General features: G+C 60.3%; 13 protein-coding genes and 1 pseudogene. 5 read left to right on the forward strand and 9 right to left on the reverse strand.

Features of this window, described 5'->3' with window-relative positions; all coding sequences use genetic code 11:
• Positions 1–2: 2 nt before the first annotated feature.
• The 6 genes and pseudogenes from ACVWZG_RS01510 to ACVWZG_RS01535 all read right to left on the reverse strand — a co-directional run bounded on the left by ACVWZG_RS01510 (position 3) and on the right by ACVWZG_RS01535 (position 5,073).
• Complete coding sequence (locus ACVWZG_RS01510; RefSeq protein ID WP_457392296.1) at positions 3–464, reverse strand: GerW family sporulation protein; 462 nt, start codon at positions 462–464, stop codon at positions 3–5.
• Between the two features lie 29 nt (positions 465–493).
• Complete coding sequence (locus tag ACVWZG_RS01515; RefSeq protein WP_414344596.1) at positions 494–757, reverse strand: DUF2973 domain-containing protein; 264 nt, start codon at positions 755–757, stop codon at positions 494–496.
• A complete protein-coding gene (locus ACVWZG_RS01520; protein ID WP_041436371.1) occupies positions 757–1,068 on the reverse strand; it encodes a DUF2605 domain-containing protein in 312 nt (103 codons plus the stop codon). The genes ACVWZG_RS01515 and ACVWZG_RS01520 overlap by 1 nt, the downstream gene beginning before the upstream one ends.
• Positions 1,069–1,118: 50 nt before the next feature.
• Positions 1,119–2,603: pseudogene (locus ACVWZG_RS01525) on the reverse strand (cobaltochelatase subunit CobN); the annotation flags it as partial.
• Between the two features lie 47 nt (positions 2,604–2,650).
• Complete coding sequence (locus ACVWZG_RS01530) at positions 2,651–3,829, reverse strand: transaldolase (RefSeq protein ID WP_457392293.1); 1,179 nt, start codon at positions 3,827–3,829, stop codon at positions 2,651–2,653.
• Positions 3,830–4,119: 290 nt separating this feature from the next.
• Positions 4,120–5,073, reverse strand: coding sequence for an RluA family pseudouridine synthase (locus ACVWZG_RS01535; protein WP_457406905.1), 954 nt, complete (start codon positions 5,071–5,073; stop codon positions 4,120–4,122).
• Positions 5,074–5,410: 337 nt separating this feature from the next.
• Here ACVWZG_RS01535 and ppsA point away from each other — a divergent pair, with 337 nt between their 5' ends.
• Together ppsA and ACVWZG_RS01545 are read left to right on the forward strand one after the other, a co-directional pair.
• Complete coding sequence (gene ppsA, locus ACVWZG_RS01540) at positions 5,411–7,876, forward strand: phosphoenolpyruvate synthase (RefSeq protein ID WP_457406886.1); 2,466 nt, start codon at positions 5,411–5,413, stop codon at positions 7,874–7,876.
• Between the two features lie 81 nt (positions 7,877–7,957).
• Positions 7,958–9,232, forward strand: coding sequence for a dihydrolipoamide acetyltransferase family protein (locus ACVWZG_RS01545; protein WP_457406884.1), 1,275 nt, complete (start codon positions 7,958–7,960; stop codon positions 9,230–9,232).
• 17 nt (positions 9,233–9,249) lie between these two features.
• On the opposite strand, the gene ACVWZG_RS01550 is transcribed toward ACVWZG_RS01545, so the two are convergent.
• Positions 9,250–10,389, reverse strand: a complete 1,140-nt coding sequence (locus ACVWZG_RS01550) for a DUF389 domain-containing protein (RefSeq protein WP_457406882.1) — start codon at positions 10,387–10,389, stop codon at positions 9,250–9,252.
• Between the two features lie 91 nt (positions 10,390–10,480).
• A complete protein-coding gene (gene lipA, locus ACVWZG_RS01555; RefSeq protein ID WP_457392281.1) occupies positions 10,481–11,368 on the reverse strand; it encodes a lipoyl synthase in 888 nt (295 codons plus the stop codon).
• Positions 11,369–11,543: 175 nt separating this feature from the next.
• Here lipA and tkt point away from each other — a divergent pair, with 175 nt between their 5' ends.
• Positions 11,544–13,544 carry a transketolase gene (gene tkt / locus ACVWZG_RS01560; RefSeq protein ID WP_457406880.1) on the forward strand — a complete coding sequence of 667 codons (2,001 nt, stop codon included), beginning with the start codon at positions 11,544–11,546 and terminating at the stop codon, positions 13,542–13,544.
• Between the two features lie 408 nt (positions 13,545–13,952).
• Here the strand turns inward: tkt and ACVWZG_RS01565 are convergent, their stop codons facing one another.
• A complete protein-coding gene (locus ACVWZG_RS01565) occupies positions 13,953–14,081 on the reverse strand; it encodes a hypothetical protein (RefSeq protein WP_011432750.1) in 129 nt (42 codons plus the stop codon).
• A gap of 200 nt (positions 14,082–14,281) precedes the next feature.
• Between ACVWZG_RS01565 and ACVWZG_RS01570 the strand changes: the two genes are divergently transcribed.
• Both ACVWZG_RS01570 and ACVWZG_RS01575 read left to right on the forward strand, forming a co-directional pair.
• Positions 14,282–14,638 carry a hypothetical protein gene (locus tag ACVWZG_RS01570; RefSeq protein WP_457415162.1) on the forward strand — a complete coding sequence of 119 codons (357 nt, stop codon included), beginning with the start codon at positions 14,282–14,284 and terminating at the stop codon, positions 14,636–14,638.
• A gap of 343 nt (positions 14,639–14,981) precedes the next feature.
• Complete coding sequence (locus ACVWZG_RS01575) at positions 14,982–16,031, forward strand: hypothetical protein (RefSeq protein ID WP_414344338.1); 1,050 nt, start codon at positions 14,982–14,984, stop codon at positions 16,029–16,031.
• Positions 16,032–16,083: the final 52 nt, after the last annotated feature.

Genomic DNA, 16,083 nt, shown 5'->3' on the forward strand with positions numbered 1-16,083 from the left:
CTTCAGGAGTTGCCGGCACGATTTTGCAGCCACTGCTGCAACAGGGGCACCAGAGTCTCGCTGAGTTGGTTCCACTGGTCGGGCTTCTGGACGGTGGTCAGCAGCTCCACTCGCTCGCCTCGGATCACCAGAAAGCCAACTGGCTCGATGCGCACCCCACCCCCCGCTCCCCCGAACAGACTGGCCGGATCCCCGCCGTTGCCGCGACAGCCAGGAGCAGTCTTTCCAAAGTTACCCCCTCCCCCACCCAAGCCAAAATGCAAGGACATGTAAGGGACAATAATCGTCTCACCAATAGTGATCGGCTGACCAAAGGTTTGTCCCGTTTCCGCCAAAACCTTCAGCTTGCCGAGCACCGCCTCCAGCACCGATTCCACGTTGAAGTCGGATCCCATCTCCGTTGACTCGCCCACCAGACGCTCGGGCAAATGGCGCGCAGTACCTTCCCAGGCTAGTGCAGCCACGCCCAAGAGAGAAAGCCCAAGAAACTCCCCTAATCTTCGTCCGGCGAGCCGGAATAGAGATCTTCCAAACGGCTGCGAGCTTCTTCCAAGCTGGCCGAGCGAATCACCAGTAGAGGCTCCTCGGTGAGGTTGCCATCTTCATCCAGCAGCTCTGGGTGAGGGATCCGCTTGCGGGCACGACGAGGAGAGGCCTTGCGCTCTTCCACGCCCAGTGTGATGACATTGGTAACCAAGTTGCGCAGGGCCAAAAAGGCAATGGCCACAAAAGCGATGAGGTAGAGAATCTGCAGCATTACAGGTCGGGGGAGGGGTGAATCTGGCGAAATTGACGGCCCAATTCGGCACATTTCATCAGCAGGCGATGCCATTTTGCCATCAGCCCAGGGTCGATGCCAACCTCTTGATCAGAGGCCTGATAAAGCGCTTTGGCTACCTGTAGCTCCGCCTGGGCAGCCAAAACCTCTTCCAGCAAGGACTGCTGCTCTTCTGGGCTGATCAATTCCAGGGTCTCTTCCTGCAAAAAGCGGCGAGAACGCTCAAACCAGTAGCGGTAGTCCTCCAACAGTGGCCCCAGAATCTCTCGCAACAGCTCAGATTTGCTCATGGCCTGGGATCCCTCCACAACTGGTTTGGATAAAAAAATCTTAGCAGAACTTAACCTTCTCTCGCCACGGGAGAGCGGGATTCCAGGTAGGCTTCCATCTCCAGCATCAGGGCTTCGATCTGAGGCAGCAATTCCAGGGCCTGCTCTTGCCAGTAGCCCCGCTGGTGGGCTTCCAGCAGCCGCTCGCTCATGTCCCGCAGCGCCCAGGGGTTGCGGGATCGCAGGAACTGCTGGACTTGGGGATCCAATAGGTAGGCGCGGGCCAGGCCGGCGTACATGAAATCCGGCACAGCATGGGTGGTGACGTCGTAGGCAAAGAGGTAGTCCAGGGTGGCAGCCATCTCGAAGGCGCCCTTGTAGCCGTGGCGCATAACACCGGCAATCCACTTGGGGTTGATCACGCGGGCGCGATAGACGCGGTCAATTTCTTCGGCCAGGGTGCGGATCTTAGGGTTGTGGGGACGGGCGTGATCCCCGAAGTAAATCCGCGGGTTGCGGCCCTGGAGCGTTCGCACTGCCGCCACCATCCCCCCTTGAAACTGGTAGTAGTCATCGGAGTCCAGCAGGTCGTGCTCGCGGTTGTCTTGGTTGTGGAGCACAATTTGCAGGTGGGCCAATTGCCGCCGCAGGGCTTCGGGGGCCGGCTCTCCCTCGCCATCGGCCCGGTAGGCGTAGCTGCTCCAGTTGAGGTAGGCGCGGGCCAGATCCGCTTCTGTTTCCCAGTTTTGCGCCTCGATCAGCCCCTGTAGGCCGGCCCCGTAGGCCCCTGGCTTGGAACCGAAGATGCGCAGCCGCGCCCGCTCCGCCGCTGCTTGCGTTGGGATCCCTTGCTCCTGCCAGTACTGGGTATCGGCCAGCACGTGGGCCCGCAGGGGATTGTCGGCTTCTGGCTCCTCCAGGTCAGCCACGGCCTGCACGGCCCGGTCAAACAGGGCAATCAGATTGGGAAAGGCATCGCGAAAGAAGCCAGAAATGCGCAAGGTTACATCCACACGGGGGCGGCCCAAAACCGCTACAGGCAGGATCTCGATGTCCACCACCCGTCCTCCATCCCAGCGGGGTTTGACCCCCAAGAGCGCCAGGGCCTCGGCCCAATCGTCGCCGCCAGTTCTTAGAGTTGAGGTGCCCCAAACGGATAGGCCCAGGCGACGGGGATATTCCCCCTGCTCTTGCACGTAGCGCTCCACCAGCCGCTCGGCGGCCAGTGAGCCGACCTGCCAGGCGGTGGGGGTGGGGATGGCGCGAATGTCCACCGAGTAAAAGTTGCGCCCCGTGGGCAACACGTCCACTCGGCCTCGGGTGGGGGCGCCGGAAGGGCCGCTGGGCACATAGCCGCCCCCTAGCCCATGCAGCAGGTTCTCCAGCTCCTGGGGGGTTTGCTGCAGGCGCGGCAGCAGATCCGTCTCGATCCAATGCAGCACCTGCCTGGCTGCTGGCCCCGGCGGCGGATCGTAAGGGATCCCTTGCAGCCGCTGGGCAATCCAGCGGCGGGCTTGCGCTTCCAGGGCGGCCACCCCGTCTCCGATGTGGCGAAAGTTCTCGCCCATAGACCTTGAGGTTTTCCCAGGCCGGCTGCCAGCGGCTAATTCTTCAGATAGACCGCCGCCCCTAGGCCGACCAACATTTCCTCAGGGGTAATTTTGCCATCTTGGTTGGTATCCAGGGCATCGAAAACGCGATCTGCCCCCATCCACTCCTCGCGGGTGATGAAGCCATCCCCATCCAGGTCGTAGAGGCGGAAGACATCCTGGGCGGCGTGGGTAATGGTTTCCTTGGCACCCTCCAGCTTCTGCAGCCGCTCGGTGAGCAGTTTTTCCAGCACCTCCAGCGCTTTGGAGAAGCCCTGGATCCCTTCTTCCAGCTTTTCTGAGGCCATGCGGTTTTCCCGGTGCATCTGGTCGAAGGTAGCTCGATCCATCACCAGGCGCGGGATGTCCATTTTCTTGGCTTTTTCCGGATCCAGTTTGCGCTCCAGGTAACCCTCGGTGTTCTGCAGCTCCGCCAGCAAGGCGGGCGAGATGGTCAGGAGATCACAGCCGGCCAACTCGATGATCTCCCCGATGTTGCGGAAGCTGGCCCCCATCACCTCGGTCGGATAGTCGTATTTGCGCAGATAGTTGTAAATCTGGGTTACCGATTGCACCCCCGGATCTTCGGCAGGGGGATAGCTCTCCCGGCCCGTGTGTTTCTTATACCAATCCAAGATGCGGCCCACAAAGGGCGAGATCAGCTTCACCCCCGCTTCGGCGCAGGCTATGGCTTGGTGCAAGCCAAACAACAGGGTAAGGTTGCAGTGGATCCCTTCCTTTTCCAGGATCTCGGCAGCCCGGATCCCTTCCCAAGTCGAGGCAATTTTAATCAGCACCCGCTTGGGATCCGCTCCTGCCGCCTTGTAGAGCTCGATCAAATGGCGGGCTTTGGCAACTGTGGCTTCTGTGTCGTAAGAGAGGCGGGCATCCACCTCCGTCGAGACCCGGCCAGGAATGATGGACAAAATGCGCACGCCAAAGGCCACGGCCAGTTGATCGATGGCGTGGGCCACCACGGTTTTGATGTCGGCTTTGGATCCCAGTTCTTGGCGGGCCTTGAGCAAGGTTTCATCGACAATGCCCTGGTACTGGGGCATTTGGGCAGCCGCTGTGATCAAAGAGGGATTGGTGGTGGCATCCTGCGGCTTAAAGCTCTCGATGGCGTTGATATCCCCCGTATCGGCGACCACGACAGTCATCTGTCGCAATTGCTCCAGCAAGCTCTTGCTCATGTTCGGCTCCTTGAGATTGCGCTACGCGCCGCTTCTGCGACCTAGTTTCAGTGTTACCCATCCCATTCAGGGATCCCGGTAGACATGAGATTGTCTTAATTCTCTTCTCTGGCCGGGTTCACCCCCACGGGTGTGGGGACAACTGGGCATACTCGTTTCAAACAAGATGAAGACCCTTCGCCGCTGACCCTCACCCCTTGCGGGCGAGGGGAGCTGGGGATCAACCAACCAGCTGTTCCACAGCCGTTTGCAATGACCAGGCAAAGCAAGAGGGAAACCCCAGAGGCTGCCTAGCCCGTCTGGCTGCGCAACTGCCGCAAGAGCCGCTCAAACTCCTCCGGCAGGGGAGCGGTAAACTGCAGCGGCTGGCCTGTGCGCGGGTGAACAAAGGAGAGCTTCCAGGCATGGAGAGCTTGGCCGCCCAGCTTAACAGGGCTGGTTTTGCTCTGGGTGTAGAGGGGATCCCCGACAATGGGTAGGCGCATGTGGGCAGCATGCACCCGAATTTGATGGGTGCGCCCGGTCTCCAGCTCAAACTGCATCAGGGTGTAGTTGCCCAGCCGCTCCAACACTTGCCAGTGGGTTACCGCCACTCGCCCTTGGCCAGGGGTCAGGACGGCCATTTTCTGCCGATCCACCGGGTGCCTCCCAATGGGGGCAGAGACGGTGCCTTGGCTTTGGGCCGGCCGGCCAAACACCACCCCCAAGTAGATGCGCCGGGCGGTTTTGGCCTGGATCTGGGCTTGTAGGTGCTGGTGGGCCTGATCGTGTTTGGCAATCACCAGGGCACCAGTGGTGTCTTTGTCAAGGCGATGGACAATACCTGGACGCAGCTCGCCGTTGATGCCTGAAAGATGGGGGCAGTGGGCCAGCAGGGCGTGCACCAGGGTGCCACTGGCGTGGCCGGGGGCGGGGTGCACCACCAAACCGCGGGGCTTGTTGATCACAAGCAAATCGTCATCTTCGTAAAGAATGTCCAAGGGGATCGGCTCCGGCTGCAGGGCAGTCGGGGTGGCTGGCGGGATCCGCACCTCGACTTCATCCCCAGCTTGCAGGGGGCGATCCTTATCCCGGCAGGGCTGCCCATTGAGCCAAACCTGGCCCTGGCGGATAAGCTGCTGCAGGCGCGACCGCGACAGCTCCGGCAGTTGCTCTGCCAATCCTCGATCCAGCCGCAAGCCCTGCTGTTTTTCCGTCACCCTGATCTGGCGAATGTCTGCTGCAGCCTCCTTGTGGCCCTCCATGCCGTTGTTGCCCAAATTGCCTTCTTTGACCATTGTGGCAGCCCGGCTACTTTTGCACTGAGTAAAAAAGGTCGAAGATTTGCAGCAACTTCCGCAGGCAGGTGGTGGGGGGATCTGCCTTGTCTCATCGCCTTCTAAGCCTTCTTGGGGGGATCCCTGGGCAATTTTAAGGGGCAGAAAATCCTGACTAGAGTGAGGCTATGGCCCACCAAGAATGAGTTGGGCCGAGTGTTGGCATAGGAGAGCCGGGAGCGATCCCAAGCCGACAACACAGCACACCCCAGCAATTGGCGTTGGCTCAATGGATCGCTCAATGGATCTAAGAAGGAGGTAAGGCATGTCGGATGGAGAAACCAGGGGATCCCAGCTTCAGCAACCCTCTCAACCCCAGCTTGGCTCAGAGCCGCCTTTGGTCTTGCCCCTGACGGAGGTGGGGCTGCGGGACGTTGCCCAGGTGGGCGGGAAAAACGCCTCCTTGGGAGAAATGCAGCAGCAGCTCACCTCAAAGGGGATCCAGGTGCCGACAGGATTTGCCACCACCGCCCATGCGTATCGCCAGTTCATCGCCTCTGCGGGCCTAGAGGAGAAGTTGCAGGAGATTTTCAAAGACTTAGACATTGAGAATGTCCAAAATTTGCGCGAGCGGGGCAAGGCTGCCCGCACCTTGATCTTGCAAACTCCCTTCCCCCCTCAGCTAGAGCAGGCCATCGCCGAAGCCTACCAAAAGCTGTGCGAGCGCTACGGCCCCGACACCGATGTGGCGGTGCGCTCCAGTGCCACGGCAGAAGACTTGCCGGATGCCAGCTTTGCCGGCCAGCAGGAGACCTACCTGAACGTGCGTGGAGTGCGGGCAGTGCTCAATGCCTGTCACCACTGTTCTGCCAGCTTGTTTACCGACCGGGCCATCTCCTACCGCCAGATCAAGGGCTTTGACCATTTTCAAGTAGCCCTCTCGGTGGGGGTGCAGAAGATGGTGCGCTCGGATCTGGCTTGCTCGGGGGTGATGTTCTCCATCGACCCAGAAACCGGCTTTAAAGATGCGGTGCTGATCACCGCCGCCTACGGCCTGGGGGAAAACGTGGTGCAAGGGATCGTCAACCCCGATGAGTACGTGGTCTTCAAACCCACCCTCAAGCAGGGACTGCGCCCCATCCTCTCCCGCAAGCTGGGCAGCAAGGCCCTGAAGCTGGTCTACGACGAGGGGGGATCCCGTTCCACCAAAAACGTGGCTGTCCCCGAAAGCCTGCGCCGGCAATATGCCCTCAAGGACGAGGAAGTCCTGGAGCTGGCTCGCTGGGCCTGCCTGATCGAAGAGCACTACTCGGCGCTGCGAGGCCGCTTCACCCCCATGGACATCGAGTGGGCCAAAGATGGGATCACCGGCGAGCTGTTTATCGTCCAGGCCCGCCCCGAAACGGTGCAGTCGCAAAAAGGGGCCAACCAGCTGACCACCTATCGCTTCACCCAGCCTGGGGCGCAGCCCGAGCCTCTGGTGCGGGGACGGGCCGTAGGCGAGGCCATTGGCCAGGGCACAGCCCGCGTCATTTTGGATGTGCGCCGCTCGGATCAGTTTCAGGCCGGCGAGGTGCTGGTGACCGAGAAGACGGATCCCGACTGGGAGCCAATCATGAAAAAGGCCAGCGCCATCGTCACCAACCAGGGGGGCAGAACTTGCCATGCGGCCATCATCGCCCGCGAGCTGGGGATCCCGGCCATTGTTGGCTGCGGCAACGCCACGCAGGTGCTCCGTTCCGGCGAGCCCATCACCGTCTCCTGCGCTGAAGGGGAAGAAGGGCGGGTCTACCCGGGCCTGTTGCCCTATGAGGTGACGGAGATCCCGCTGGAGGAGCTGCCCCGTCCCCGCACCCAACTGATGATGAATGTGGGCAACCCCGAAAAAGTCTTCGGCCTCAGCGGGATCCCTTGCGATGGGGTCGGGCTGGCGCGGCTGGAGTTCATCATTGCCAACCACATTCAGGTCCACCCGCTGGCTTTGCTCAACTACGAGCAGGCGGTGAAAGAGGAGCCGCGCCTGGCAGAGCTCACCGCCCAGTATGCCGACAAGCCGGAGTACTTTGTGGACAAGCTGGCCCAGGGGGTGGCCACCATTGCTGCCGCCTTCTATCCCAAGCCGGTGATCGTGCGGCTGTCGGATTTCAAGAGCAACGAGTATGCCCACCTGTTGGGGGGATCCCGCTACGAGCCCCACGAGGAAAACCCGATGATCGGCTGGCGGGGGGCTTCCCGCTACACGGATCCCCGCTACCGTGAGGGCTTTGCCTTGGAGTGTCGGGCCATGAAACGGGTGCGGGATGAAATGGGCCTGACCAACGTGATCTTGATGATCCCCTTCTGCCGCACGCCGGAAGAGGGGCACAAGGTGCTGGAAGAGATGGCCCGCCACGGCCTGGTGCGGGGAGAAAACGGTCTGCAGGTGTACGTGATGTGTGAATTGCCCAGCAACGTCATCCTGGCCGACGAGTTCTGCCAGATCTTCGACGGCTTCTCCATCGGCTCCAACGACCTCACCCAGCTCACCCTGGGGTTAGACCGCGACTCAGCCCTGGTAGCCCACCTTTTTGACGAGCGCCACGAGGCCGTCAGGCGGATGATCGCCCAGGTAATCCAGACGGTGAAAAGCCACGGGCGCAAGATCGGCATCTGTGGCCAGGCTCCCAGCGACTACCCTGAATTTGCCCGCTTCCTGGTGCAAGCAGGGATCGATTCCATCAGCCTCAACCCCGATTCCCTGTTGAAAACCCTGCTGGTGGTGGCCGAAGCAGAAGCGGCTGGCGCCCGGTGAGCCCAAAGCCGGCCCAGAGACGTGCGCGGGGATCCCGTCTCCTGAGTTACAATCTCTTCTGCTGTGTTCCCATCCCCATCGATGATCCACGAACTCTCCATGCCGGCCCTCAGCTCCACCATGGAAACGGGCAAGATCGTCACCTGGCTTAAGAACCCCGGCGACCGCGTGGAGAAAGGAGAAAACATCCTGGTGGTGGAGTCGGACAAAGCGGACATGGACGTGGAGTCCTTCCACAGCGGCATCCTGGCCAGCATCCTCATTCCGGCAGGAGCATCGGCCCCGGTGGGCGCGCCCATCGCCCTGATTGCCGAAAGCGAAGCGGAAGTGGCCCAAGCTCAGGAAAAAGCCAAGGCCCTCTCTGCCGGAGCTGCCCCTGTGGCTCCACCTAGCGCAGACCGCGCCTCTGCAGCTCAGCCGACAAGTCCTGCCCCTGCGGCAACCCCCACCTCTACACTGCCAAATGGATCGGATGGCGCCGGATCCCAGCGGATCGTGGCTTCCCCGCGGGCGAAAAAATTGGCGGAAAGCCTGGGGATCGATCTGCGCACCGTGCGCGGCTCCGGCCCCAATGGTCGCATCGTCGCTGAAGACGTGGAGCGAGCTGCGGCCCTTTCCGCTCCTGCAGTGGCTGCCCCCTCTGCTCCAGCCCCCGCGCCTCCAACTCCTGTGGCTGTCCCCTTGGGAGAGACAGTTCCCCTCAGCACCCTACAAGCGGCGGTGGTGCGCAACATGAACGCCAGCCTTGGCGTGCCGGTGTTCCACGTCGGCTACACCATCACCACCGACAACTTGGATCAGCTGTACCAACAGGTAAAGCCTAAGGGGGTGACCCTGACGGCCCTTTTGGTCAAAGCGGTGGCCCTGACCCTGGAGAAGCATCCCCTTTTGAATGCCAGCTACACAGAAAACGGCATCCATTACAAATCGGATATCAACATCGCCGTGGCCGTGGCCATGGAGGATGGCGGGCTGATCACCCCTGTCCTAAAGCAAGCCAATCGGATTGATCTCTACGAGATCTCCCGCCGCTGGAAGGATCTGGTGGAGCGGGCGCGGCGCAAGCAACTGCAGCCGGAAGAGTACAATAGCGGCACCTTTACCCTCTCCAACCTGGGCATGTTCGGGGTGGATCGCTTCGATGCCATTTTGCCCCCCAACCAGGGATCCATTTTGGCCATCGGCGCTTCTCGCCCCACGGTGGTGGCGACGCCGGAAAAAGCGATTGCCATCCGCTCCCAGATGCAAGTGAACCTTACCTGTGATCACCGCGTCATCTACGGGGCTCATGCGGCGGCTTTCCTGCAGGATCTGGCCCAGTTGTTAGAACAAAATGTGGGATCCCTGACGTTGTAGCAAGCCCACCCGGCGATTCAGTAGGGGGGAATAATCCCCCTCGGTCGTGGGGAAAGAGTTGCCTCTGTAGGGTTAACCTCGGGATCCGACTCAGGCTCTTCTGGGGCAGGCATTTCTCGGCGCACCTCTTGGTCTTGTACCACCTGAAAAATCAGGGTAAAGGGGCGACCTACCTCCGCCGCCACAAATTCCTCCAGCAAAGTCACCTGCCTGGGGGTAACCGGCTCGTCTGCTCGTACCGACAGCACTACTTCTGGGGGATTGACCACCCAGTTAAACTCGCTGCGCAATAGGGTTACCCGTTGGAAGGTGATGGTTCTGTTTAGCAAGGCGGTTCGTAGCGCCCATTCCAACCGAGATTGATACAGCAGTTGAGTCATACTGGCTGCCAGCGGCACCAGCAACACCATCACCAAACCGAACATCCACACCAATCCAGAACGGGCCTTGTGCAAGGGGGCGTAGCCCATCAGCAAAAACGTAACCATGCAAGCCAGGGCAATCCCCAACAGGTTGGTGGAATAGAGCAGGGTTGCTCCTAGGCTGATCTCCCAGTCGGCATAGGCCAGTCCCAAACCAATCACACACACCGGCGGCATTAAGGCCACAGCAATCGCAACCCCTGCCAAACTGTCGGCGATCTCTTTGCGCACCCTAGCAAAAGCGCCAATTCCCCCTGCTGCTAGCGCCACTCCCAAATCCAACAGGTTGGGTTGAGTGCGGGCCAAAATTTCGCTGCCCCAATTGGGAAGACCTACCCACCACCCCAGCAGGAAAGACACCCCCACCCCAATACCAGTTCCCACGGTCAAAGACAGGATGCCTGTACGAAACAAGACCACATTCCCATCTAAAGCCCCCATGGCCATGCCGCGAATCGGCAGCATCAAAGGAGCCACGATCATCGCCCCAATGATCACGGCCGGGCTATTGGCCAGTAACCCCAACGTGGCAATCACACAGGAGCCGAGCACCAACATCAAGTAGTTCAGGCTGAGGCGAGACTCCCGCATCAATCCCACCATCAACTCGGCATATTCTTCTGGAGTGACCAGTGGTGGCCGCCAGCGGAGAGGCTGTGGCCAACCCTGGGGTGAGAGAACCAAGCCGGTTTCTGAGCTGCTGCTAGTAGAAGGAGGGATCCTGTTCATATCCATGATTGGGTTCCCGGTCTTGGGTCTCCTTGGCGGTGTCAGGAACACACCAGCCTCGGGCTTTCAGCAGTCTAACTTGGTGGAGAGCCGCTACTCAGGATCCCCCTTTGGGAGAGTGGCGCATCAAATCTTGTACGGCCTCGGCATGGTAAGAGCTGCGGGTTAGGGGCGAAGACACCACCTGCAAAAAGCCCAGCTCTTCTCCCACCCGTCGCCAATGGTCGAACTCTTCGGGGGGAACGTAGCGCTCCACCGGCAGGTGTTTGGGGCTGGGCGCCAGGTATTGGCCGAGCGTGAGGATGTCACAACCCACCCGGCGCAGATCCCGCATCACCTGCAAGATCTCCTCGGCTGTCTCTCCCAGACCCAACATCACCCCCGACTTGGTGTACAGGCCGGGATCCCATTGCCGTGCCAACTCCAACAGTTTGAGGGAGCGCTCGTAGTTCCCTTGCGGGCGTACACGGCGATAGAGGCGGGGCACCGTTTCGGTATTGTGGTTGAGCACCGTCGGTCGGGCGGCCAAGATCTGCTGCAGCGCCTGCCAGTTACCACATAGGTCTGGGATCAAGACCTCGATGGTGGTCTGGGGCATGCGGCGGCGGATTTCCGCAATGCAGGCCACAAACTGGCTGGCTCCCCCATCGGGCAGGTCGTCCCGATTCACCGACGTAATCACCGCATGGCGCAATCCCAAGCGCTCCACTGCTTCCGCCACCCGCAGGGGTTCAGTGGCATCCAGGGGCAGAGGGCGTTTGGTGAAGTCGATATCGCAGTAGGGGCAGGCGCGGGTACAGGCCGGGCCCATGATCAAAAAGGTGGCGGTGCCGTTGGCAAAACACTCCCCCAGGTTGGGACAGGAAGCCTCTTCGCAAACCGTGTTTAGGCCCAAGTCCCGCAGCAGTTGTTTGACGGATCCCACCCGTTGAGGGGCCTTGGCCCGCAGCCAGGAGGGTTTGCTACCAGAAGAAACAACAGTCAAAGAAGCGCTCCAGCACGAAACAGCAGCGACGGTATCACTCAGCTTAGCCTGCCATTTGGCCCCGTTGGAATTTGGACAAAGCCAATTTCCCGGCCCAATTGATCCCTAGCGCCTCGGAAGCAAGACCCAAAACACGGCATACTGGAAAGCAAATGTCGAGCGATAGGGATCCCACATGGTTGTTGCTGCTCCTCCCTCTCTGGAACAACTTGCCATCAACACGATTCGCTTTTTGGCGGTGGATGCTGTTCAGAAGGCCAACTCCGGCCACCCTGGCCTGCCGATGGGAGCAGCACCCATGGCCTATGTGCTGTGGCAGCAGTTCATGAAGTTCAACCCCCGCAACCCCAAGTGGGTGGATCGGGATCGCTTTGTGCTCTCGGCGGGGCATGGCTGCATGCTGCAGTACGCGCTGCTGCACCTAACCGGCTTCGATGTAAGCCTGGAGGACATTAAGCAGTTCCGCCAGTGGGGCTCCAAAACCCCCGGCCACCCGGAAAACTTTGAAACTCCGGGGGTGGAGGTGACCACCGGCCCGCTGGGGCAAGGGGTGGGCAATGCGGTAGGGTTGGCCATTGCCGAGGCCCATCTGGCCGCCCGCTTCAACAAGCCCGGCCACACCATTGTGGATCACTACACTTACGTGATCTTGGGGGATGGCTGCAACATGGAAGGGGTGGCTTCTGAAGCAGCTTCTCTGGCCGGCCACCTGCAACTGGGCAAGCTGATCATGCTTTACGACAGCAACCACATCTCCATCGACGGCAGAACGGAAATCGCCTTTACGGAAGATGTGGGCAAACGCTATGAAGCCTACGGCTGGCATGTGCAAAAAGTAGAGGATGGCAACCACGACTTGAAAGGGATCGCCGAGGCCATCCAGAGAGCCAAGGAAGTCACCAACAAGCCGTCCTTGATTATTGTCGAGACCACCATCGGCTACGGATCCCCCAACAAGGCCGGCAGCGAGAGCGTCCATGGGGCACCCCTGGGGCCGGAAGAGGTGAAGCTCACCAAACAAAACCTGGGTTGGCCTCTGGAGCCGGAGTTTTACATTCCCGACGAGGTGCTGGCCCACTTCCGCCAGGCCATCGAAAAAGGGGCCAAGGCCGAGGCCGAGTGGAACGAGCGCTTCGCCGCCTACGAGAAGGCTTACCCCGAAGAGGCCGCCGAGTTCAAGCGCATCATGGCCGGGGAGCTGCCGGTGGGCTGGAAAGAAGCGCTGGCCCCCATTGCCGAAACCGGCAGAGAATCCACCCGCAACCTCTCCAAGTTGTGTCTGAATGCCTTGGCCAAGGCCGTGCCGGAACTGCTGGGGGGATCCGCAGATCTCGCCCACTCCAACATGACTTATCTAAAGGGGATCCCAGAGTTTCAGGCCGGCTCTTACGAGGGGCGTAACTTCCGCTTTGGGGTGCGGGAACACGGCATGGGAGCCATTGCCAACGGCATGGCGCTTCATGGAGGCCTCATCCCTTACGACGCCACCTTTTTGATCTTCACAGACTACATGCGGCCTGCCATCCGCCTATCGGCCCTCTCGCGAGTGCGGGTGCTGCACGTCATGACCCACGACTCCGTCGCCTTGGGAGAAGATGGCCCCACTCACCAGCCCATTGAGACACTGGCTTCCCTACGGGCTATCCCCAACCTCTATGTGCTGCGCCCAGCGGATGCCCGCGAAACGGTGGGATCCTACCAGGTGGCCCTAGAAGCCAAGACCACCCCTTCTGTGCTGGTGTTTACCCGGCAAGCCGTCAACCCGGTGGAGGGCACCTCTGTTGAAGGCGTAGCCAAAGGGGCCTATGTGGTGGTGGATGCCCCCAATCCAGAGCTGATCTTGATCGCCACCGGCTCTGAACTGGAGCTGGCGGTGAAAGCTACAGCCCAACTGAAGCAGGAAGGCCGGGCCGTGCGGGTGGTCTCTATGCCCTGTATGGAGCTGTTTGAGGCCCAGCCCCAGAGCTACCGCGATTCCGTTCTGCCCCCCAACGTCACCAAGCGCGTCTCCGTCGAGGCAGGCTGCACCTTCGGCTGGCACAAGTACCTGGGGTTTGAGGGGGTGGCCATTGGCATCGATCGCTTTGGCGCTTCCGCCCCCGGCCCGGTGTGTATGGAGAAGTTCGGCTTCACGGTGGAGAACGTGGTCAACACTGCCCGCCGGCTGCTGGGCTGAGGGCACTTTACCCCTTCCTCGGCGCCTTTCAAGGGGCTCAGCAGGGATCCCTTCTCTGCTGGGCTTTTTTCCCTGTTGAGCCTGCTGCCCAGCGGCGTGACCCGGACAGGCGTAGCGAACCTCGCATCAACCAATCAGCAGGACTTCCAAAGCATCCGGATCTGCTTCTTTCTGTAGGGCAGCCATGGCGGAGAACGCAGTCGAGGGCGGCTTCCTGCCCCGCAGACAACACCTTTGCCTTGAGGACATCTTCAACCATGGCGGGGATGATCCTTGAAGGCAAGTTGGAAGTCGAGCAGGCTGCCACCATCGCCTTGAAATCGCCTTGAAGAAGAAACTTTGGCTTCCGCCGCCGTGCTGAGGTGCTTGTGCCGGCTGCAGACACAAACAGCTTTGCCTACTGTTTGCCTACTGTAGGAACCCCGCCAGTAAAATCACCGCGGCTCCCACGGCAGCCAAAATCGTCAGCGCCCGGCCCGCGTCGGCACTGCCCTTCCACGAGAAGTTTTTCTCCGACTTTTTCGGTTCTGCTGGCATGGCCATGCCTCCCTTTGCATTGCCAACTCTAACTTAACTTCCCCCCCACGGGATCTTAGCTGGTTGGGGCATACCCTGGAAAAAACAGCAGCCATCTGGCCCGGCCAGCCGTTTTTGGGAACAATACAAGCAGGCAAGGGATCCAACTCCCACCAGTCTGGAAGCACATCCTGAGGCGAAAGCCATGAGCTATAGTGCCGTTGCCGCGCCTGCCTGTGGGTGTCGATCAATCGGTCTTCGATCGCCCGGTAGCCCGCTTTAACCCCAACCTACCTGCCGAGCTGGTGATCCGCAATCGCACAGGTCTGCCTTTGGAATACGGCTTTACCGATCCCCGCCAGAAAGTCTCGGAACTGCCTGCAGGCGAAACGTTGCGCCTGAGCAACCTGCTGATCCCCAACTGCATGGCCATCAACACGCCGATGTTGGCTCCTGTGGGCTACCAGGTGAGCGTGGATTCTTTCAACGTGATCACTGTAGAAGTGCGCCTGGTCAACGATGTCTCCGGCGACCACTGCCTCGATCTGCAAGCGACAGGGGCTATTTTTGTGAATTGATATCAATAAACTGACATAAATCGATCGGCGATCGGCGGTCACGACACAAGTTAGTTGATCAAAGGGATCCCTTACATCCTCACCTACAGTCATCTTCTGGCCTTTGCCAGGATGGACATGGGATCCCACACGGTAGATGGCAGTTGACTTTGCCCGGTTTTGACGCTGGGATTGAGTCTATTGGAGAGCCAATCAGAGGTTTAGGCGTATCGACAGGGGCCATCCCCTGTGACAGGATTCGAACAGGATATCGAGGCCGATGTTCTGCCGGACTCTGTTCAGCCTTTCTCTGGGCTTGTTGCCTGTGTAGTCTGTCTGTACTCTCTTTTTCTTGGATGGTCTCATGAGCGATAACTTGTATTCCTGGTTTCCCCGGGCCTTGGTGATCGGTGCTGCGGTTGTGGGGTTGTCGAGCTTGCCTGCAAGGGCTCAGCAAATTACGGATCCCAGCCCAGCTCAAGCGGCCACCAATGTTGAGCCCACCTCGCCAATCTCGGCTTCTTTTCGCAGCCAAGATGGAGTCAGCGTGCGTCCGGAAACGGTGAGGGTTTTCCTGGATGGCCAAGACGTCACTTCCCAGTCGGTGATTACCCGCGATTTCTTCACCTATCGCCCTGCCCAACCCCTGCCGCCGGGGCGCCGGGAAGTTCTGCTGGAGTTCACCAATACCCAGGGGGTGACCCGCCGCGTGACTTGGAGCTTCACTGTGGGCAGCCCTGTCCGCGCTTCCATCGACTTAGTGGATCACAATGCCGGCAGTCGCCCTTTGGCAGCGGGAGAAATCCTGTTGGTCACCGTCAAAGGTACCCCTTCCAGCCGGGTAACGGTTTACCTCATCCAGGATGGACGGCAAGTGCAAACCTTGCCGGCTCAGGAAGTTTCCAGCGGCACCTATGTAGTGAACGCCCTAATCGAGGCGAAAGATACCACCCGGGAAGGGATCGTCGTCGCCCGCCTGGAAAATGGCGGCCAAGTGCGCTTCATGACCGCCGAACAACCGGCCCGCCTGATCGAAGGGGCCACCGGGGGCATCCAGCGGCTGACCACCCAAGAGGTTTCCGCTACAGTCAGCGCCCCCGGCCCACTCTTGCCTCAGATCACCAACCTGCGGGATGGGGATCGGGTTTCCGGCTCTTCGTTTACGCTGCAGGGCACTACAGCTCCCAATGCTTCGGTGCGGGTGAATGTAACGGCTTCGACCTCTCTGGGGGGCATCATCAGCGCCCAACAGACCGTGACCAACCAAACTGTGCAGGCAGATGCCCAGGGCCGTTTCACCATCACCGTTCGACCTCCCATTCCGGCCTCTGGCACGGTGTATCAGGTGAATCTCACGGCCACTTCCGGCAACCAAACCAGCCCAACGGTAACCTTGCGCCTTACCCAGCAGTAGGGGTTCAAGGGATCCCAATCCATCCCGATAGCCTTCCCCCCACCCATCAAGG

It is taken from the genome of Thermostichus sp. OS-CIW-33 (genome assembly GCF_054059615.1).

What these genes read in the sequence shown, in the direction of transcription:
- ACVWZG_RS01515 (WP_414344596.1), bottom strand. Translation starts at nt 757, where the DNA reads ATGCTGCAGATTCTCTACCTCATCGCTTTTGTGGCCATTGCCTTTTTG.
- ACVWZG_RS01520 (WP_041436371.1), bottom strand. Translation starts at nt 1,068, where the DNA reads ATGAGCAAATCTGAGCTGTTGCGAGAGATTCTGGGGCCACTGTTGGAG.
- ACVWZG_RS01530 (WP_457392293.1), bottom strand. Translation starts at nt 3,829, where the DNA reads ATGAGCAAGAGCTTGCTGGAGCAATTGCGACAGATGACTGTCGTGGTC.
- ACVWZG_RS01535 (WP_457406905.1), bottom strand. Translation starts at nt 5,073, where the DNA reads ATGGAGGGCCACAAGGAGGCTGCAGCAGACATTCGCCAGATCAGGGTG.
- ppsA (WP_457406886.1), top strand. Translation starts at nt 5,411, where the DNA reads ATGTCGGATGGAGAAACCAGGGGATCCCAGCTTCAGCAACCCTCTCAA.
- ACVWZG_RS01545 (WP_457406884.1), top strand. Translation starts at nt 7,958, where the DNA reads ATGATCCACGAACTCTCCATGCCGGCCCTCAGCTCCACCATGGAAACG.
- ACVWZG_RS01550 (WP_457406882.1), bottom strand. Translation starts at nt 10,389, where the DNA reads ATGGATATGAACAGGATCCCTCCTTCTACTAGCAGCAGCTCAGAAACC.
- tkt (WP_457406880.1), top strand. Translation starts at nt 11,544, where the DNA reads ATGGTTGTTGCTGCTCCTCCCTCTCTGGAACAACTTGCCATCAACACG.
- ACVWZG_RS01565 (WP_011432750.1), bottom strand. Translation starts at nt 14,081, where the DNA reads ATGCCAGCAGAACCGAAAAAGTCGGAGAAAAACTTCTCGTGGAAGGGC.
- ACVWZG_RS01575 (WP_414344338.1), top strand. Translation starts at nt 14,982, where the DNA reads ATGAGCGATAACTTGTATTCCTGGTTTCCCCGGGCCTTGGTGATCGGT.